Annotated in this window: 24 protein-coding genes; 2 read left to right on the top strand and 22 right to left on the bottom strand. The window is 42.1% G+C overall.

The annotated features are described in order from the left end of the window. Positions 1-34 precede the first annotated feature (34 nt). The gene (gene rpsO, locus L5B90_RS08815) at positions 35-304 is read right to left on the bottom strand and encodes a 30S ribosomal protein S15 (protein WP_250349684.1); all 270 of its coding nucleotides are present in this window, start codon (positions 302-304) and stop codon (positions 35-37) included. Positions 305-478: 174 nt separating this feature from the next. On the opposite strand from rpsO, the gene L5B90_RS08810 reads away from it, so the two are divergent. Together L5B90_RS08810 and L5B90_RS08805 are read left to right on the top strand one after the other, a co-directional pair. After that, positions 479-1,174, top strand: coding sequence for a CdaR family transcriptional regulator (locus L5B90_RS08810; protein ID WP_442778771.1), 696 nt, complete (start codon positions 479-481; stop codon positions 1,172-1,174). Between the two features lie 120 nt (positions 1,175-1,294). Further along, a complete protein-coding gene (locus L5B90_RS08805) occupies positions 1,295-1,546 on the top strand; it encodes a DinI-like family protein (protein ID WP_265410865.1) in 252 nt (83 codons plus the stop codon). A gap of 38 nt (positions 1,547-1,584) precedes the next feature. Here L5B90_RS08805 and L5B90_RS08800 read toward each other — a convergent pair whose 3' ends face one another. The 21 genes from L5B90_RS08800 to L5B90_RS08700 all read right to left on the bottom strand — a co-directional run bounded on the left by L5B90_RS08800 (position 1,585) and on the right by L5B90_RS08700 (position 19,071). Next, complete coding sequence (locus L5B90_RS08800) at positions 1,585-2,412, bottom strand: DNA adenine methylase (protein WP_265410864.1); 828 nt, start codon at positions 2,410-2,412, stop codon at positions 1,585-1,587. A gap of 86 nt (positions 2,413-2,498) precedes the next feature. Next, positions 2,499-2,975: an enoyl-CoA hydratase gene (locus L5B90_RS08795; RefSeq protein WP_265762681.1), complete on the bottom strand. Its 477-nt coding sequence runs from the start codon at positions 2,973-2,975 to the stop codon at positions 2,499-2,501. Beyond that, positions 2,957-3,562, bottom strand: coding sequence for a hypothetical protein (locus L5B90_RS08790; protein WP_265762680.1), 606 nt, complete (start codon positions 3,560-3,562; stop codon positions 2,957-2,959). The genes L5B90_RS08795 and L5B90_RS08790 overlap by 19 nt, the downstream gene beginning before the upstream one ends. Before the next feature lie 8 nt (positions 3,563-3,570). Next, the gene (locus tag L5B90_RS08785; RefSeq protein WP_265762679.1) at positions 3,571-5,964 is read right to left on the bottom strand and encodes a gp53-like domain-containing protein; all 2,394 of its coding nucleotides are present in this window, start codon (positions 5,962-5,964) and stop codon (positions 3,571-3,573) included. After that, positions 5,965-6,531 carry a putative phage tail protein gene (locus tag L5B90_RS08780; protein ID WP_265762678.1) on the bottom strand — a complete coding sequence of 189 codons (567 nt, stop codon included), beginning with the start codon at positions 6,529-6,531 and terminating at the stop codon, positions 5,965-5,967. Continuing rightward, positions 6,522-7,589 (bottom strand): baseplate J/gp47 family protein, encoded by a 1,068-nt coding sequence (locus L5B90_RS08775; RefSeq protein ID WP_265762677.1) that lies wholly within the window; start codon positions 7,587-7,589, stop codon positions 6,522-6,524. Before L5B90_RS08775 ends, L5B90_RS08780 begins: the two co-directional genes overlap by 10 nt. Beyond that, on the bottom strand, positions 7,589-7,999 hold the full coding sequence (locus L5B90_RS08770; protein ID WP_005752473.1) for a phage GP46 family protein: 411 nt from the start codon (positions 7,997-7,999) through the stop codon (positions 7,589-7,591). The genes L5B90_RS08775 and L5B90_RS08770 overlap by 1 nt, the downstream gene beginning before the upstream one ends. Positions 8,000-8,009: 10 nt before the next feature. Then, positions 8,010-8,558 carry a phage baseplate assembly protein V gene (locus L5B90_RS08765; RefSeq protein WP_265762676.1) on the bottom strand — a complete coding sequence of 183 codons (549 nt, stop codon included), beginning with the start codon at positions 8,556-8,558 and terminating at the stop codon, positions 8,010-8,012. A gap of 31 nt (positions 8,559-8,589) precedes the next feature. Continuing rightward, on the bottom strand, positions 8,590-9,069 hold the full coding sequence (locus L5B90_RS08760; RefSeq protein ID WP_265762675.1) for a phage baseplate assembly protein: 480 nt from the start codon (positions 9,067-9,069) through the stop codon (positions 8,590-8,592). Positions 9,070-9,072: 3 nt separating this feature from the next. Next, positions 9,073-9,840 carry a phage baseplate assembly protein gene (locus L5B90_RS08755; protein WP_005825890.1) on the bottom strand — a complete coding sequence of 256 codons (768 nt, stop codon included), beginning with the start codon at positions 9,838-9,840 and terminating at the stop codon, positions 9,073-9,075. After that, a complete protein-coding gene (locus tag L5B90_RS08750; RefSeq protein WP_265762674.1) occupies positions 9,840-11,204 on the bottom strand; it encodes a DNA circularization protein in 1,365 nt (454 codons plus the stop codon). The genes L5B90_RS08755 and L5B90_RS08750 overlap by 1 nt, the downstream gene beginning before the upstream one ends. A 9-nt stretch (positions 11,205-11,213) precedes the next feature. Further along, positions 11,214-13,115, bottom strand: a complete 1,902-nt coding sequence (locus L5B90_RS08745; RefSeq protein WP_265762673.1) for a tape measure protein — start codon at positions 13,113-13,115, stop codon at positions 11,214-11,216. Between the two features lie 89 nt (positions 13,116-13,204). Further along, positions 13,205-13,588, bottom strand: coding sequence for a phage tail assembly protein (locus L5B90_RS08740; protein ID WP_079157923.1), 384 nt, complete (start codon positions 13,586-13,588; stop codon positions 13,205-13,207). Between the two features lie 2 nt (positions 13,589-13,590). After that, positions 13,591-13,944, bottom strand: a complete 354-nt coding sequence (locus L5B90_RS08735) for a phage tail tube protein (protein ID WP_005752480.1) — start codon at positions 13,942-13,944, stop codon at positions 13,591-13,593. Between the two features lie 10 nt (positions 13,945-13,954). Beyond that, positions 13,955-15,418, bottom strand: coding sequence for a phage tail sheath subtilisin-like domain-containing protein (locus tag L5B90_RS08730; RefSeq protein ID WP_265762672.1), 1,464 nt, complete (start codon positions 15,416-15,418; stop codon positions 13,955-13,957). Continuing rightward, positions 15,418-15,609, bottom strand: a complete 192-nt coding sequence (locus tag L5B90_RS08725; RefSeq protein WP_005738156.1) for a DUF2635 domain-containing protein — start codon at positions 15,607-15,609, stop codon at positions 15,418-15,420. Before L5B90_RS08725 ends, L5B90_RS08730 begins: the two co-directional genes overlap by 1 nt. Before the next feature lie 11 nt (positions 15,610-15,620). After that, the gene (locus L5B90_RS08720; protein WP_079157925.1) at positions 15,621-16,175 is read right to left on the bottom strand and encodes a DUF1834 family protein; all 555 of its coding nucleotides are present in this window, start codon (positions 16,173-16,175) and stop codon (positions 15,621-15,623) included. Then, entirely contained in the window at positions 16,172-16,591 is a 420-nt protein-coding gene (locus L5B90_RS08715) for a gp436 family protein (RefSeq protein WP_079157926.1), read from the bottom strand. The genes L5B90_RS08720 and L5B90_RS08715 overlap by 4 nt, the downstream gene beginning before the upstream one ends. Then, on the bottom strand, positions 16,591-16,995 hold the full coding sequence (locus L5B90_RS08710) for an HI1506-related protein (RefSeq protein ID WP_032851326.1): 405 nt from the start codon (positions 16,993-16,995) through the stop codon (positions 16,591-16,593). Before L5B90_RS08710 ends, L5B90_RS08715 begins: the two co-directional genes overlap by 1 nt. 88 nt (positions 16,996-17,083) lie before the next feature. After that, complete coding sequence (locus tag L5B90_RS08705; RefSeq protein ID WP_005825910.1) at positions 17,084-18,007, bottom strand: Mu-like prophage major head subunit gpT family protein; 924 nt, start codon at positions 18,005-18,007, stop codon at positions 17,084-17,086. Next, positions 18,007-19,071: a phage protease gene (locus L5B90_RS08700; RefSeq protein WP_265761993.1), complete on the bottom strand. Its 1,065-nt coding sequence runs from the start codon at positions 19,069-19,071 to the stop codon at positions 18,007-18,009. The genes L5B90_RS08705 and L5B90_RS08700 overlap by 1 nt, the downstream gene beginning before the upstream one ends. Positions 19,072-19,156 lie beyond the last annotated feature (85 nt).

Here is a 19,156-nt window from a genome sequence, read left to right as displayed (position 1 = left end):
ATCTCTTGAGCGTTTTCTTTACTTAATTTAATGATTAGCGACGTAAACCTAAACGCGCGATAATTTCGCTATATTTAGCTAAATCAGTACGTTTTAAGTAATCTAATAATTTACGACGACGAGAAACCATACGTAACAAACCACGACGACCGTGGTGATCTTTTTTATGAACAGCAAAATGACCTTGTAAGTGGTTGATTTGCGCTGTTAATAATGCAATTTGAACTTCTGAAGAACCAGTATCTTTTGCATCACGACCAAACTCAGCAACGATTTCTGCTTTTTTTTCTGTACTTAGAGACATAGTTAAATCCTCAATTATAGGGGTTAATCATACATCAAACGCCGATCTCTAATTCAGCGCCGACAAGGAGCGATAATTGTAGCGGTTAAGCAAAAAAATGCAATAAATATCTTGGGGAAATACATATTTTAATTATATGATTTAATCAAGTTTGATTTCATTTTCAGGTGGATTATGGAACTAGATCAACAAGTCGCACAGAAAATTGTGAAACGAGCAATGCATATTATTCCGAACAGCGTCAATGTAATGGATAAAAATGGGATCATTATTGCTTCAGGAGATACCTCCCGTTTAAATCAAAAACATATTGGTGCGGTGATTGCAATTCGAGAAAATCGTGTTGTGGAAGTTGATGAGCTCCTTTCACAAAAATGGAATCAAGAAGCGAAACCAGGTATTAATATTCCGATTAATTATCTTGGTAAAATTTTTGGCGTGGTGGGGGTCTCAGGTCATCCAGAGGAAGTGCGTCCTTATGCCGAATTGGTAAAAATGACTGCGGAATTAATTATTGAACAATATATTTTAATTGAGCAAGAGCGTTGGTCTCATCGTTATAAAGAAGAATTTATTTTACAGTTAGTCGATAATTCACAAAAATATCCTTTACTTGCTCAACAAGCACATTTCTTTGGCATTGACCTATCCCTTGATTACATAGTCGTATTGATTAATCTATGCCATTCCAATCAGAACCAATTACAAGAATTAGTGAACTACTTACAGCAGCAAAATGTGCTTTTTGCCATTCATTCTCTGGACTCAGTACTCATATTATTCCCCGCCAGTGAACGCCAAAATAAAAGATTACTGAAAACACTTGTTCCACTGTTGCAAGCCAAAAAAACTGCGAAAAATAACCATTAAAACTACGAAAATTTAGAATTATTTTTTTTCGCTGTTTTAATGGTTAAGTGCTGTATATATTGACATATCCAAGGTAGATTTATTATACTGTGTTTATAAACAGTGTAATAAGGAGTCTATATGAAAGTTGTTGATATACGTTTTGTTAAGGAACGGGATAGTAAGAAACTTGCTGAGCAAGAGAAAACTATGCAGAAATTAGCTCGTCGTATCTCTGAAAGAATAGCATCAAAATTCAGCGGTGTTGAAGTTAAGGTTAGGTTCTCAAGCTCATCTGGGATTGATGTATCAGGCTTTAAGGGTAATGAAAAAGAAAAATTTATGTCATTTTTAGAAGAATTATGGGAAGACCCGTTTTTGCTTGATGATTAATTTAAACGCCCTTTAAACCAATTTTAAAGGGCGCTATTTTAGAATTTATACACCATATTATCTTCGTATTTTTTGTCACAACTTACAGGAGCACTCACCACGATCCGTTCCACCCCATCAAAAGCCTGCCAATTATCCACTTTATCTTCCTGCATATATTCAATAAATCGAATAAACTCCGATTCCTTTGAGCTAAAGAAGATATAAGGTGGTTTGGTAATATTGATTAGGCGTAGAAAATCAATTAAATCAAAATACTTCTCTTGCCTATAACTCTCTTGTCTTGTATAAAGATATGGCGGGTCAAGGACAAGTAACACTTTTTCTTTCCCTGAGAAGCGTGGCACTAATTGATGGAACGACTCACAAACAATTTCCACGCCATCAAGATAACCCTCCGCACTTGGATAGTTACTCTGACGTAAACAATGCCAGAAATTATGTTTATACAAATCTTCAATGTTTTTTACTTGTTCTCCGCTAAATAATAACCATGAGCATAAAACATGAAGGTCTTTATATCCCTTAAACGCCTCAATAATCCCAATTAGTTGCAATTTTTTCGTCTTATCTAACCGCTTACCTTTGGGGCAATCAGCAAGGGCAACAGCTAATTGTTGGCGTAGTTGATTAATGTCAGGGATGTATTGTAAACGTTCGGCATAATTGTCAAAATCGTTGTAAATCACCCTTGCTTGTGGCTTGAGTTGTTTGGCGGCATGAGATAACAAACCGCTACCACCAAACACATCTACAATCGTCCAGCCTTCGCCGTCACCGTCGATATTATCATTTAAAATTTGACTAAAATGCTTTAAGAACATTCTTTTTTGCCCAATGAATGGGAGTGGAGCTTGCTTAAACATAGCACGCTCCTTTACACTCATTTTGCTTGCTTGCTTGCTTGCTTGCTTGCTTGCTTGCTTGCCAGTATTTTGCTCTTTTTCCATTATCACAACATCTCCTTTTTATTTAAAATCACAGCCAACTGATTCGGGCTAAACCTCCAGCCCTGTTCGCTATTAAAAATGGCATTAAAACACCATTCAGAACAGAAGAACCGCTCTCCACGTTGCTTAAAGCCAAGCACTATACCTAAAGCTCCCCACAGGTCATATTTCTTGCATTTGGTCTGCTTAAAATAGGCTTTCACTTGTGCTTCTGTCACATTTTGTAACTCAACCAAATCCCACTTAGAGCGGTCAGACACGTTGATAATTCTGCAACACACACCACCATCACGAGGGCTTGAGCTGTAACACTCAAACCACTCATCTCGGTGATAATGGTCGAAAATTCGACTTTTATGTATTGCAATCTCGCAATGCGAGTATTGTCCTTTGGTTGCTTTGCGAATCAGCCAATCTTTAAAGCGCTCTTGCCACTTTTTAGTTCGGCCTTTGTAAAGTGCTAAATAGATAACTGCCATTTATCTACCTCTATCTCAATATCTGTTAATTGCTCAAGAGTTTCAGCACTTAATGTGCGGTCTTCGAACTTCTGGCGTTGTCCAATAACGTTGCCCATAATTGATGCAAATAGTTCCGCTTTTGCAAGTACTTTATCCACTAGGTTATCAAGAGACACACCTCGACTAAGCGCAATCGAAGACAACATCGGTGTCTCTGCATTTGGATTGGCTTTTTTAGTTAATGCTTCTTTTTCTTGGCGGTAAAAGCTATCAATCTCAGCTTGCGGATAGGCAACTAAAATAGAGTCTTTCAAGCGGTCGGTTTTGTTTGCAATTCTGCGAATTAGCGCTTCTTTTTTTTGATTGAAAAACTCTGCTTGTTTATCTTGGGAAATTACCCACTCACGTCCATTCCACTCGTGTGCTTGGCTTGGACGTGGAGATGTAAGGGTAAGAGTGTTGCCCATTAACACGATCTCACGACCTTTGTTACGACCATCTATCAATAAGTTAAACTCTTTCTCTGTGACCGCTTTAGCTGTTGTAGGGATTTGATGTAATCCCTCAACTAAAAAAGCTTTTTTTTGCAAATCATAAAAATACATACTATCTCCTAAACACCAATTGCAATAACAGAAAATAAGCCCACATCACCACCTGATGTTTGTATCTGAAAAGACTCAGCATTTTTATTAGTCCCTGTAATCATCACGAGATTTTGACCAGTTGAGTTATAGTCGACAGGCAATACTAAAAAACAATTTTGCGTAAAGGCAATCGGAAAGTTAAAGACAGATTGACTATTTGCGTTATAGGTTCCCCATTGCAGAATTAACCCCGATGGAAATTTTTGCCAACCATTGCTAGAAAGAGATTGGGTAAACTGTGATTTAAACCAACTAGCAGTAACCAACTCATTTCCTACCGCATCAATGGTCGGTGTTGTACCAGCTTTTAGTATCCCGTCACTACCAACCATTAATAACCATTTCGAGAGAGTATTATCCCAAAGTCCTGCATTTCCACCTGCAGAGACATTTAATGTGATTTCTCTTAAAGCATTAGCAATTCTGATTAAAGCTTGAGAATTATCTTCTTTTGCTATAGATAATTCTCTTGAATAAATATTTTTAATTCTGTTATTTGTTGCACCTAGATCATAAACTCCATTACTCCAAGGGATGAAATGCCCTGAATTTAATATTGCCCAACGTGCTGTGCCTGCCTCGCCTTTATTTTCAGCCGTGAAAAATCGAATCTGATTCACACCTTCATAAACAGAGCTGCCCCCACCAATAAATGCGTTATTGTTAGAAGCCCCACTCTGCACATCAGCAAGTAACACGTTTTTACCTTTGGTAAAGTTTTTTGTGCTAATCCTTGCCAAGATGGTTGATTCCCCATTAGAGTCTTTGCCGAAAACAAGATCCCCACCAATGGATAAGTCGCATTTATTTTTTGACCACACTCGACCATCTGAAGATAAAGTAGCAGCATATGATGACGGCAAGTTAGGTAGTGTGGCGTGGTTTCGGTTTGTAATTTCGACATACATCACCGTATTTTGATTGACTACCCGAATGATTAAACCTCTACCTAATAACTCTCCATCAATATCTGTAATATTTGTGAAACCACCTGTTTCAAACATCAGATCGGGGATGTTTAGCTCACGGATGAACTTAAAAATCTCACTCATCTGAGTGATTTCTCTGCCAGTTAGCGGGTCAATCATTTTGCCTGATGTACCACGAGGCATTCTGCGCAAGCTCATGAAATCTGGTTGAGCTGTATATGTGACAGCCTCTGAATAATCTACACAATCGCCAGCATCAGTTAATTCTTGAAAGACGACAATGCCTTCTTTCTTGCGAGTTTCGAATGATGTTGCCCGCGAATGATAAATGTACAGTGTGTAAACTTCGCCTTTTGAAGTGACAACAATGCCTTCATTCTCAATTCGTCTAAGCTCTGATTGCTTGCCTAGATGCTGAGTCAGAATTTTTCTCATTGCGATAGGTTCTAGCATTGCTTCTTCTAAACAATCGCCAGCTAAATTAAAAATCTTCGTGCCTTGATACTCACAACATACCGCAGGCGTGTTGTTATCGTGAGCACCACCAAAAGCACAGAACAACTTATTGCCTTTTAATGCAAAGCCTTGGCGCTTATTTAAGTACGGTGCATAACTATTAGTTGTTTTTGTGACATACCCACTTGACCAAATCGGCAAGGAAACAGAATTGAGTAAGTTGAAGTTTTTATCATAAAAATCAATCGTATTACGAGCAATATAACCAGCGACAAATGGCGCATTTCGTTCCACCGCCCAAACGCCATTATCGTAGCTAAATTGATTATAAATACCAACCTCATGGCTTGATGCAATCTCAAGCGTAGTGCCATTTGTAACATTCGTTAGGTCAAATGAGTATAAATACCCATTCTGTCTCCCCGCAACAAATGCTTTGCGTGAGCCGTAATCGTAGTTAATACTAATGCCTTCGCCAATTGACGTTGTGCTAAGTTTTACCCACCATTTCTGCTCGCCAGTATCAAAATCTCTTGCCACAAGATACATTGGTGCATTGTCCCAGCTACCGCCATACAAAATAACCAGCTCATTTGTTTGCTCATCAATCGCGAATGAACCTGGATAGATATATCCCGTTGAGTCTGTTAGGTTTGCCGCCAATAACTCACTTTCGTACCCGTCAAAAACTAAAGGGATGTCTAGTTTAATTCGCTTTTTAGTAAGAGATGGTCGGCGACGGTTGATAGTCTGAATTGCCTGCCATAACTGATCCAACGACTTCTTCTCAGGCTCAATCCCAGCCTCTTTCAACACATTCAAAAGCTCTGCCTGGACAATGTTAAACCAGTGCGCACCAGGGTAACTTGGCGAGTTCCCATCACGCCCTTCGGTAAACCAAAGCGGATTTTTACTAAATACTTCAGGGATTTCAGGCATCTGTTCAATGCCAGACTTATTGTCTAATGCGTACATTTAAGCTTTATCCTTATAAATAAACACCATCTCAATATCGGCGTTGCAGTAACGTTTCAAAATTTGTTGTAGCTCTTCGTTTTTATCGACAACCTCAGTCGGGTTGGTCTGCAACTTTTCTGTGTAAATAAAAATTCGCCAAGCGTTTTCGTATTCATATAGCGGGTATAAGCAATCCCGCAAGCAGTGGTGCGGGTAGTAGTTCACAATCTCAATCTGATATCCCGCTCGCTTTGCTGCTTCTTCGAGATAAATTTTGCTACTCGAACCGAGTTCTTCCTCTTTCTCTTTTACTTGTGTTTGGCGTTGTGTAATGCTTTTTCCAACAATCTGTCGCCCTGCTTCAGGCAGACCGAAAAAACTTTCCCATTCATCAAGCAATAGTGTGGCTTTCCCTGGCATTCGCTCTTTAATCAGTTGGTGGGCTTTACTATTCACCTCGACGAGTTGGTCACATCGCACTGCAAGCACTTTAGTTAAATTACTATTTAAAGCTCTCTTCCAAGCTAATCCCACGGGGAGTAATTTCACCGCAGCATCTAAATACTGCTTATGTGTCATAGCCATGTAATATCTCCAAGAACAGGGATATTGTCACTCAACAACTGCACATCCGTAGCTGGATAAATCACACTGTTATCTACCTCACCCGCAGTATTTGATACCGTAGCTCGAATTTGGGATAAATAGAGTAATGCGCCAACCCCCGCATTTGATAAATAAGCCTGCAGACTTTTCTTTACCGCTTGGCGTAACGTTTCTGTATTTGGTGACAATCTGATAGAAAAATTAACTGTCTGGAATTGTGGAGCAAACACATAAAGTTCCACATTAGCTGGCATCCCTTCAAATTGTCCTGTGGCTTCGTTTTTATGTCCTGTGATATAAGCACGCACACGGTCAATATCTTCGTCCGTGGGTAAAATGTCTTCTCGGTCATCGCAAGCAAAAGCGACACCTACCGAACCACCTCCTAAATAACGCTCAAAACACCATGCCCGAGTCACTCCAGCAACTTCCGTTGCCCAACGAATATAATCGTGTGGAGCACCACATGCGGGTGGGTTTTGTACTCGATATATCAAGCGAGCAAGTAAGCGAGATAAAGGCTCAATATCCGCACCACCTGTCATTGATTTCACGGTTGCAGTAAGCTGTAAACCCAAAATTGCTGAGGTTAATGAGAGAGACACACCTGCCGATAAATTTCCATCAGCACCTTCTATTTCGCATTGCACGGCAATATCCGCCGTACCAGCTTTCACACTCATTTCGGCTGTTGTAATGTAAGTTAAGCCACTTGAGCTATCTTCAAACACCGTACCTTCTGGAATGGTAGTATCAATGGCTGCGGTCACAGTGAGATACCCCGAAGCAGTAGTTGCTTGCTTACGCACAATACCTTTATAAAGGCAGTATTCAATTAAGTATTCTTCTTCAGCTGTAGTCGGGATAATCTGACGAGCAAGCCAATCAAGGTGCATATGCTCCCCAGCACTCATTGCCGCACAAATACGGTTGATCACACTTAAAACATTATTACGTTTAAGCGTTGGGAAACGGTGCTGAAATTGTTGTTCACCTTGTTTGATTAAACTTGATAATGTCGGAGAGTTAAAAGACATTAAAGGCTCCAGTTTGCTGTGAAAGTACGTTGTTCTGTGCTACCGTTTGGCATCACACACGAAATTTCTAACAACAGAACTGAAGGGGCTGGATTAGAAGCAAAAACTTGATAACTGCGAACTACCTTATCATCAAGCATCCACTGCAAGGCTTCGGTAGCAAAGCGTTGTGCATCATCAAGTACACTCGCTAATTGTTTAGAACGGCTCAATGTCCATAACTTTGAGCCCATTTGATAATCATCAGAATTAAAAGAATTACCCCACCAACCACGCTCGCCATCCACACGTAAATCAGTGAAAAGGCTAATGACAATGGCATTGGTAAGCGTATCATCTAATAAAAGCGACTCGTTATCTAAAACCAAGTCGCCTTCGCCATCTCGCCATTGCAAGGCTAAATCTGACATTTACTGCTCCTTACGGAACAGGTTTACCCACTTTTTGCTCGTGGTCGTGGTCTTTTGCACTGATTCCGCCCGACATATGATCTGTTGCTGTTGATGTTCCCATAATAACAACATCGCCTTTAAACGTTGTTTGCTGGCTATCAAACGTAACTGTCTGAGCTTTGCAGTCAAGGGTTTCAGTTTCAATAGTGAATTTTTTACAAGAAAGGATGGCTTCGCCATTTTCGGTGAGTCGGAGTTGGTGACCTTCTAAATGATACAACACAGAATCGCCTGCAATCAACCCAGCGGGACGCACACTTTTATCATCCACCACAACAGCAACCAAGTGCGAACGTTTCCCGCCCACCGACACCACAATCGCTTCGCCCGCCTTTGGTACCGAATAATGTCCGTAATTTTGAAACCGCTCCACATCATCGGCCACCTCGTCGGATTGTAAGCGGAGCTGTAAATTTTGCCGAGCATAAGCATCATTAACAACTGCCACAACCGCACGGCTCACTAATAACTGCAACCCTCGTTTAAGTGGGGCAATCACACGATTTAAAGCTTGCATAAATCTCCTTTAAATAACGTTTAAATTCGTATTAGACAAAGCCTGTAAATTCAGCTACGTTATCTTTATCAGATTTTTTCGCTTTCTTCGCTTTAGCTTTTTTGCCTTTTTTCGATGATTTTTTACCGCTTGTACCGTCCACATCGTCCAACGTTTCATCGGCTGGTTCATCAAAGGCATCACGGTGCATTAATGTCATCACGGTCACCATACCGCTATCATCAAGGGTATAGTTGCAATCAATAATTAAACGCTCCACTTTGTTAATGCTAAACAGTGGGGCATCAAGTACCACGACCTCATTAGGTAGCCAAAGCGAACCATCAGGCTTAAACCAACCCCGAACCTTTGCTGTGGCTTTCGAGCCTTCTGCAGTACGTCGTTTACGTTCCCAATCGGCACGCTGATAGCCACTTGCCCCAGTCATATTATCATCGGCAATAATAACGGTCGGACGATAACGAGTAATTACAGGATCTGCTACTTCAACTTTTAAACCACTTGCACTCATTCTTTACCCCACAAATCCTGTAAACTCGGCTACGTTATCTTTATCTGATTTATTTGAATTAGAACTTTTGACCGCTTTATTTTTGGTTGCTACATCGCCTTTTTCACCGCCTTGCTCTGCATCACCAATGACCCGATAAAGCGAAAAACGTTGGTGCCAGCTATCCATCTGTTCTAATTCCAACAGGTTTACACCAAGGGTTAATTCACCCACGTGGGCAGTACTTGGTTCAGTAAACACTAAATTGCCGTCCACATCGCTTGTGACCAACACACCTTTATGGCGAGCGATTTTGCTTAAATTATCAAATGCCGTTTCCCCAGGTTCCACTTGCCATACTGGGATACGCTCATTAGCTTCTGCCGTGGTCACATTCCACACCACCTTAATCCCAAACGGCTTGCAAATCGCTTCAGCAATCTGTTTTGCCGTCTGGTTTTTAAATTGATAGCTATTGTGAATAATGGCACAATCCACCAAGTCGCAGGTTTTATCTCGTCCGCTAATATCAATCTGCTTATTTGTGCCTGAGATACTTTGCTTTAACTCATCTAAATAGCCTGTAATTACCGTTTGACCGCCCACTTTCAACACTAAAGACGCTCCAACTTTCAGTACCGATATATCATCCTCAGGACGTACTGCAATACCTAAATCAAAGCGACCGCTCATTGATTCAAGTGAACGTTGGATATTGACCGTTTTCCAACCAGAAAAGATTTTACCGTTTAAATACAACTCAATTTTAGGTAAGTTTTTTTCTTCTGCCATTATTGCAACACCTCAATGGTTGAACCGCCCAAACAAAATAACGGATGAGCAATGCCATTTCGCAACGCCAAGCGTTTCCACGTTACCGCATTACCTGTATGTTGGTATTCCAACAATACTGCAGGGAAGGTATCTTTTAACGTAATATCCGCCGCATTTGCTAACCGTTCGCCACGCACTCGCAAGTCTTTTAACAAAATCAAACGATAAGTTTCAAGGACTTGATAACTTTTCCATTGTTCTGCATCGGCGTTATCCAAAATAACCGCTTCCAGTTGCTCATCGACTTCAGTGATATAGCGTTGTACATCGGCTTTCGACTCAATTAACCCCGCTACCGTACTTTCTGTTACCGCTTTTTGTGCCACCGATTCCGTAACAGCATCGGAGATTGCCTTGCCATATTCAACTGCAAGCGTAGACAGCACCAAACGTTTCAACAAGAAGGTGGTCTTATTCATTAAAGCATCAAAGATCTCTTGCTCGTGTAAATTACGAAACTGACGGCTTAAAATATCACTTTCACTCACATTGTTCGTTTTCGCTGCCATCATCTCATCTAGGGTACTTTTGCTGATTTCCGTTTTCCCTGATGTGAGATTGCTTAATGCTGTGTCGATAGAGTCAGTAATAACAATATGCTGTACAAATTGTCGCTGTGAATTTACCGCACTTTTTACATTAAGCTTGGTCAAATCTTGCAGTTCTCTAGCCAACACTTTAGGGGTAAGTAGCAACCCGTATAAACGATTTTTTATTGATAACGCCTTATCTTTTACTGCGGTCAAGCCGCTTACTGTATTTGCCACACCCTCAAAGACATTTTCAATAAACCCCATCGTCGTATCTGCTAAGCGATAAAGCGGATTATCGACCATTGACTCAATAAAGCCCGATACATCCTCCACCATTTCCGCAAACTCGTCTGCAAGGCTATTCAGCACATTTTCATATTCCGTGAAGACCGAATAGGCGGTATCTTCCGCAATTTCAGGGGCATTACTATCTAGTGCAGGTAAAAAAGTAATATCAAACCGAGTAACTCGCTGATGAGCGGTAGAGTGACGCATCCGATAATCATCAACACGCACTTCGAGCGTACCAAAATAAGGGTGTTTTAACGTGCCTACACCATCTGCTTCTAATGCATCAACTAATGCTTCAGCTTGTGAAATATGGTCATCGCCAATCACCAGACAGCTTACTGAATAATGACGTAGGCGTTTGCCCAAATCTTCTGTTAAACCATCATTGCGTAAAGGATATTCATGCGTAACAACACGACGTCCACCATTTTGACTCTGCTCATCTTCAATTAAAAACGGTACGCCACGATAACTACCTTTGCCTGTCATCTTTGTCATTCATTACTCCTACCACATCCCCATACCAGGCCCAAGCGTCCCCATTTGTACGGCAATATTCATATTGTCTTGTTTTTGGTTGGTTTGCACTTTACTTGCCGTTGCAGTCGCAATCAGATGTTCAGATGCTTTCACTGCCACCTGAATAGTGCCATTTAACTCATTTTTTATCGGTTCAGGATCAGATAGATATTCACCCACCTCAGAGCCAAGCCATTCACCTAACCAACTGCCCACATAAGATCCAACAGCGGCCCCCACCACAGGAATAGGAATAAGAGCTTGTCCGACAATAGCGCCTGCGGTTGCCCCAGCAATAGAACCAATCGCTTCCGATTTATCTTGAGTGCTTGATTGTTCATCCATTAAAACCATAGCCCCCTCTACCGCAGAAGCAGCCACATTCAAATAAGGTACCGCTCGGGTTGCAGTACGACTAATGGCGGATGTTGCCGCTTTGGTGGTTGCACTAAGTGATTGGCTTGCAGATTTCACTGTGTTTCCGACCGCTTGTGTTACCCCTTTGTTAGCCACAGCTTTTTCTGCATTACTCGCCACAGCAGTGGTTACACTGGCAACACGGTTTTTGCCATTGCCTTTTTTATTGTTTTGACGTTTATTTTTACGTTTATCCTGTTCAACACCACCATAACCGCCACCAAAACTCGCAGGGAAGTTCGTGACATAAACAGGCGTAACGCCCGCTACCGAACCTAAAGCACCTGCAACCTCTTCAGCCGCTCCGCCTTGTCCGCCTTTACCCTTACGGAATTTACCCAAGCCCCATTTCGCCAGCCCCCAGCCACCTTTTACCGTTTTCTGGGTAATCCCCCAATTAGCTACTTTATTCGCAAGATAAAAGCCGCCCACAAACTTAGCAATATTGCCATAGCCACCAGCTTGCTCTGATACCCACCCCATCACAGAGCCGACTTTCTCTAAAATCGGCTTAACATCATTCGCAGTTTCTTTTAGTTGTTTCAATGCATCGGTTAAAGTTTCGCTCACGGTTTTGGCAAATTCATCTAACGTGCCATCATCAATTTTGCTATTCAGCCATTCTAAAAAGCTCCCCAGTTCGGCTTTTAAGCTGTCAAATGCCCCGTGCTCCATAAATTGAGCTTGCATTGAGACCCAAGTATCTTCAAGGTTTGAGACCAAACCATCCCAAGTTTTCATCTGTTCTTTGGCTGCACCTTTAGCATCCTCACCCATACCTTTTAAAAGAGCATTAATAGCAGCACGTCCTAATTGACCTTTCTCCAACATTTTTTGCATTTGATCAGCGGTATATTTACCACCGGTTTGCTTAGCTAAAATATCAAAAACCTTAACATTTCGCTCGAGCAATGGATTAACCTCTTCCATTGTCAGCTTGCCTTTAATAAACCCTTTACTAATTGCAGAAATGTAGCCATTTAAGTTATCAGCATTACCACCTACTTTGGCGTTATAGTCCACTAATGCCTGTAAAGAGCCGTTCATAGGATCAATGCCAGCAGTCATTAAACGCATTGAAGCATCTTGCACATCACCGAATGCCATTGGGGTATCAGTCGCAAACTTCTTCAGCCACGCCATTGCTTCATCGCCACGTTTACCGAATGTTTGCTTCATTCTAATGTTTGCCATCTCAAAATCCGCAGCCACACGGATCATAGATTTACTCACGGCTGCAGCACCAGCACCAACCCCAACGCCCAAAACAGGCAAGGCAATATTGCCAACGTTATTGATTTTTTGAGAAAGCGATGCAAGCCCAGAACCGACTTTTTTCACCGAATTACTGAGCTTATTCATATTGGAAACGCCCTTATTTGCCATCACCGAAAGTGAATTGCCAAACTTGGACGCTTGCGAAGAAACATTGCCCGCTAAATTGACATAAAACGAAGTAGAATTATTTGCCATCTTTCTCTCCTGTATTTATGTACCCAATGTAGCGTGGCAAGTTAAAGATAGGTTGAGCAAGCAACCACGCTGGGTTGCTTTGATAGTGTTTAGCGAGCAGCAGGCAGGTCTTTTCCAGTTTCGCTATCTGCTGCATCCAGTCGCCCCCGTTCCACCACCTGTGCGGCTTTGGTCGCTTCCCAGGTTTCCGCAAACACGGAAATGCGGTTTAAATCTTCTGATGTGAGCGAGCGGAGCATTTTGAGCGAAATCGGGCCGTTGATTTTGCCAATAGATGCAATCTGACGGCGTAAAATCTCATAGCCAAAAAGCGCAGGGGATTTCACCAATACAGGCACGCCATCAGGCGACATTACCATACGTTCAGCAGCAACTTCTGCATCAAGCAAATCGCCTGTGGTTAATTCACGCAAGGTGACTTCGGTTTGTGGCTCATCGCCAAACATTAAGCCTGTCTGTAATACTAATTGCATAGTTATACTCGCTTACACTGCACTGCAGCAAACTTGATTTTAATTTCACCCTTGCTTGACAAGGTTACCGCATCCACCACCCATGCATTCGCTAACAGGTAGGTTTGTCCAACGTCCGTTTCAAACTCAATCGTGGCATTGGTAATATCTTTTAATGCCAGTACATCGGTTTCGGCGTTGTTGTAGAAGGTCGCTTCAACCGTGGCTTCTTCAGGGGTTTCTTGGTAGCCATAAACACGACTGCCTTTCACCGTTGCACGAGTTACACCACCAGGGGTAAGGGTGGCATCATCGGCAGAAGCATACTCCGTGCCATTGCAACGCACGTATGCCACGCCTTGATATTGATTAGCCATTTAAAGCTCCTTATAAAATAAACTGAATTGCGTGTGCGTAAATACGGAATTGATTTACTAAATTCTCGTTTGAAAGCACATTTAAACGACATGGATTATTATCATCACGCTCAACTAACAACGTTTTGGCGAATGCATCAAAGTCTTCTACTAGACCTGCCCATTCTAATTCTGTAAACAATGCTAAAAGTTCGCTACGGATAATTTTCGGAGTTACAATCGCTTGCCCTGGTGCCACACGTGTGCCGTCATTGGCTAACTTGTGGCGTGGGTATTTCTGCGTAATGCGAGTGCGAATCGCATAACGGATATAACTTAACGTCGCAATAGTTTCCACATACAGATAACTTTCATCGTTATCCCCAAATGCATTTTTACGATACATCGTAATCGCCGCTTCAATTTGTGGCTGACTATTAGCATTGACGGTATAGGTACTTAAACCGCTATAAAGCAAAGTATTGCGTTCAGGTAAATCCCAACGGTCTGACATTGCAGGCGGTAATAAATCCATCACTAATGTTTGTACAGGACGAGCAGGATCAATAGATAAAGAGCCAGCGACCACTGCACCATAAGCCGCAGCCCAAATATAAGCAGGTTCAGGGCTATTGCTTGTCGGCATCATACTGAATAAGTAATCATTACGTTGCTCTGCAAATGTGGTAACGGTGCCGTGAGTACCACGTTTTGCCATAAAGCAAATACCATCAATCTGTTTGAGAGGCCCCCAACGGTTCACTAATTCTGTGCGTAACAGATTTAAGCTCTCTGTATCCGTAAATGGATTAATCACATAATGCCACCACTCAGCCCCAAAGCCAGTAATTGCCTCTGACATAGCAGGGTTTACCGACCCACTTTGCATCGCAGTAATATTGACCTTAATCCCTTCGGGTAAAGTTTCGCCAGAGTAATAGTTACAACGCACATCAATGTCGTTGCCCGCTTCGCCTTTAAAGCGACAAGTGAGCGTAATAGTGCTATCGGAAACCGTTGCAGTAACAGGTACATCACTGTCTGCAGCAATCAATTTTTGTAATTTGCTTGCAAGCATTGCAGCCGTATCACCACTTGAAACCGCCTGCTTATAGTTTGTCCCTGCAATCATCAGGCTTAATGTACCTGCTTGTGTCGCTGTACCAACCAACTGTACCGAACCTGTTGCTTTGGCACCGCTTTCCGCTTCATCTAACGGTAAACACCACAAATCCAACATATTGTTGTGAGCTTTAAAGGTTTTCACCATTTCAGCCAACTGCGACCCACGACCAAACAAGGTTTTTGCTTGTGAATGAGCAGTGACTCGTACGGCTTGTCCTGCTGTTGCTGTACCTGTTGGCAATTTCGTGCCAAGCATTAACACTTTTTGTAATGCTGATGGCGTACCACTTACTGCCTTGCTATTATCAAATTCAATATAGGTCAATGGCATACGAATTGCAGAAGGGATATGATTAAAAGAAATCGCCATTATGCGTTCTCCGTCTTAGTTTTTGTTTCTTTTGTGGCTTTCGTTTCTACTAATTCCACATCACCGTTTTTTAAATGTTTCAGCCAATAACTGCTTTGTGTTTTTTCTTCCCCTTTATCATTTAAGGGTTCAAAAGTATCAGGATCTCGAATAATCAAGCCTGTTTTAGGTCTAATCTTAAACGTTGGCATCAATTCCCCCTTTATTCATCTGCTTGGGTTGGTAGTTCGATATGTAAACGAGTTTTACCATCAATGGTTCGTTCATCAGTGTCTTGGTTAAAGGTATGGTCGTAAATTTTGAAATCCGCTAACACACTCTCATCTATAGCATTTGGTAAAGGCTGAGCTGCATTAAAAAACATACCATAAACCGCTACGCCCATACCGCTTTGAGTATCGCTCCACAGATTTTGCACTGTCTGCAACTCAAACATCCCCGAAGGGCTTATTTGTTGTTTGTGTATGCCTGCTGTTAAGATTTCGACAATTTGATAAATCCCCACATCATCTTTTCGCTGACCGTTCAACACATCAGCGACCACAAATATCCCCCAGCGAGCCGACACTAAACGAGCATTTGCATTTGGCATTTGTCCAAGCCACGCCACATAAACTGCAGGTGGATTACGCACAATGCGACGGATAGAGCTGTCATCCCATTGCCCTGGGTGCGTTTCGACTTCTCGTAGATAATCGCCACATAACCCTTTAATTTTGGCAATTAAAGCCTCACTGGTTTTGGCAATAATACTCAAATGAACCCCCGAGAATGTTCACGACTCCATACAGAGCCTGCACTTTCCATTACCGCTGAATTATCTGTTTCCACCGCTTCATCGTTTTCTGATAGCCCAAGAGCAATAGAGCCTGAAGCAACCTTTTCCAAAAACTTAATGCTATCTTCATAATCCAAACGAGCTTGGTCGGTTGCACGGTTTTTTTCTAAGAAATAACGAGCAATGTAGCAACAATGGCGTTCTAACACGGCTGGCACTGTTTGCAATGGTAAGCGATAACGACCAGCCAAGTAGCTATCAATGGTTTGCGACGCATCTTCTAACGCTTCTTGCACCTTGGTTTCGTCTAAGGTGCGATCAGCATTTCGAGCAATACTCAGTAACACATCAAGGGTATAGCGTTTAATAAGACTTGCTTGGCTGGCATATAACATTATTCACCTTCTTTTGACGTAGTAGATGACATAGCCGTTTCAAGTAATGCCACTAAATCTGATTTTTTCGCATCCTTAGTAAAGGCAATATTAAGCTCATTGAGCTTTGTTTTTAATTGCTCAACGGTTAAATCGGTTGGAACCAAGCCACCGTCCACACGGTGTTGGGTTTTGTCATCCGAATCGTCTTGAGATAACCCTTTTGATAAGTCATCAACTGGTTCCGTCGGCATCGGGTCTTGAGAGCCAAATACCAAACGTGGGTCGGCTTTGAATTGCTCAATTTGTGCCGCCGTGACATCCATAAGCAAGTTAGTGCCTTTTTGTAAAGCGAAACCAGCACGGCGATAACCATCTTGCACTTTGCTGTGAACCACAACTTGATAGCGTTGCTCTTTTTCCATTTCATTTTTCCCCCATTAAAACCTCTTTAAACACCATTTAAACGGCGGTCGAATTTGCAAAAAATAGCTCAAATCCGACCGCTTGCAATTAGAGATAATCTGCAACGATAAGCTCTAAACGCCCTTTAAATTCGTTGTCTACGGTTGCCCCGTTTTCAACACGGAATTCACGTTCAAGTAATTGCGTAGCTTCTTTTTCAAGAGATGGAGGCACAACAATATGCGTTGGTTTAATCCCTAAACGCTTATCGCCATCACCACGCACCGCACGCATTGCCGAAATGGCTTTCCAAAGGTTCTCCGCAGTCAATGCACCTTTCACGGCATGAGCCTGTTGCCAAAAGCCATATCCCACATTTGAACGACTATCTACACCGTAGGTAAACGTATTTTTCATAAATACTTTTTCATCGTTTAAATCAGTAATTTGTGCTGGAGTAGGTGCTTTACGCTCTTGGAAAATAATCGGTTTTAGACTGCGAGAGCAATCTAACAAATACCAAGCCTTATCTGCAGTAACACTGGTGCCATCATCAGTAATGTTGCTAACGGAGACAGGACTTGTTCCATCCACATTTGCACCGACAGGGTGATCGGTGTCAAAGAAATACTGCCCGTCATAACAAACCGTGGTAAAACCTGCTTTTAATGCACCAAACACTAATTCATCAGGTTTTTCTGCTGCGGCACGCCCAAGTTCTTCAATCAATGGGCTATAAACACCAACATTGTCATCTTCAATGTCAGTTTTCTTAATCTCTACACCACTTGCCCAATCTTTGTTTACAATCGAATAACCGTGAGACTGAATAGCGGTTAAAGTACGATCACCAATCCATTCGGTTAAACCAGGCATTTGACCTAACCACGCATAAGTATTTGATGCGGTGGTAGATTTCACTAAAGTCGCAATCTTGCTATATTGTGAAGGTGCTTTTGCCAAACCTTCTTTAAAGTTTTTACCAAAGCCAACAAACAGGGCTTTGACGAGTTCAGGGGTTACATTTGCCATTATTTAGCCTCCAGTTCTTTTGCGTAATCGGCTTCGCTAATACCGAGCAATTTCGCAGCTTCTTTATCTGCTGCACTTAACACGGCTTCGCCTTGGGTTTCTTTCGTCACTTTCGTGGTTTGCGTTTGCATTGCGGATAAGGCAGCAATTTGCGGGCGTTTTTCTAGCATTGCGGATAACGCTACCGCACCTTGTTGTTTGCCAAAATCTTTTAAGTAATCCACTTCGGACTCAATCGCTCGCCCCTCTTGACGGGCTTTCGCAATCGCATTATCAATTTCTACTTCATCGGTTTTAGCGGAAAGTGCTGCAACCTGTAATACCATTGCATCATAAGTGGCTTTTGGCACATAAGCGGTTAAATCAACCTCTTTTGCTGCCGCACTCAGTGCTGCAACTTGACTATCTGCGTGGGCTTTATCTGTTTGCAAGGCTTCCAACGCATCTAGGGCGGTTTTCGCTTGTTCTTCGGTAAGCTCTGCACCTTCGGCGATTTCCACACCGAGTTTTGCGAGTAATTTACGCAACTGTTCTGGCATTTGATTTTTCTCCTGCTGGTCTGTCATTGCCGAAAGCACCGCTAACCGTTGAATACCTGTAATACCAGGGTCATTGGTTAAAGCAGCCATTCGGATTTCTAATGGTTCGCCTTTTTCGTTGTAAGGGAAAACGGCAGAAAGGAAAGCAAACTCACTCTCTTTAATTTGCTGATAAGCCTTAGGTGTCCAACGTGGCTTAATGTATAAACCTTGACGTTCGTCATCATCAAACCACTGCATTTCCTCATCGCTAAACCAGCCAGCTGCAACCACATTTCCCTCATCAAGGCCTTTTTTGGCTTTAAGCAGAGTAGCGTGGTCATAATCAACTAAGATGTCTTGCTTGAGTGTTTTAGCTTGTTGAATTAAGCGGTTAGCAATGGTTTCATCAATAAACCAATGCGGCACATCGGTCGGACGACCATCTCTTGCCCGAAATTCACCTTTGGGCAAAAGTTGTTGCCAACCATCAGGGCTTGTAAGCTGTGCCGTTAATACGGCTAAAGGGCATTTATTTACTTTCATAGCCCTATAATGACAGGAAAAAAGAAAAGGTTAGTTTGCGGTGTTTCAAATGAAAAAAGCCTCCGATTTCTCGAAGGCTATAAAA

The organism is Avibacterium sp. 20-129 (assembly GCF_026226845.1).
Lineage (GTDB): Bacteria > Pseudomonadota > Gammaproteobacteria > Enterobacterales > Pasteurellaceae > Avibacterium.
The sequence above is the reverse complement of the archived record's forward strand: the minus strand, read 5'-3'. Positions and strand labels throughout refer to the sequence as shown.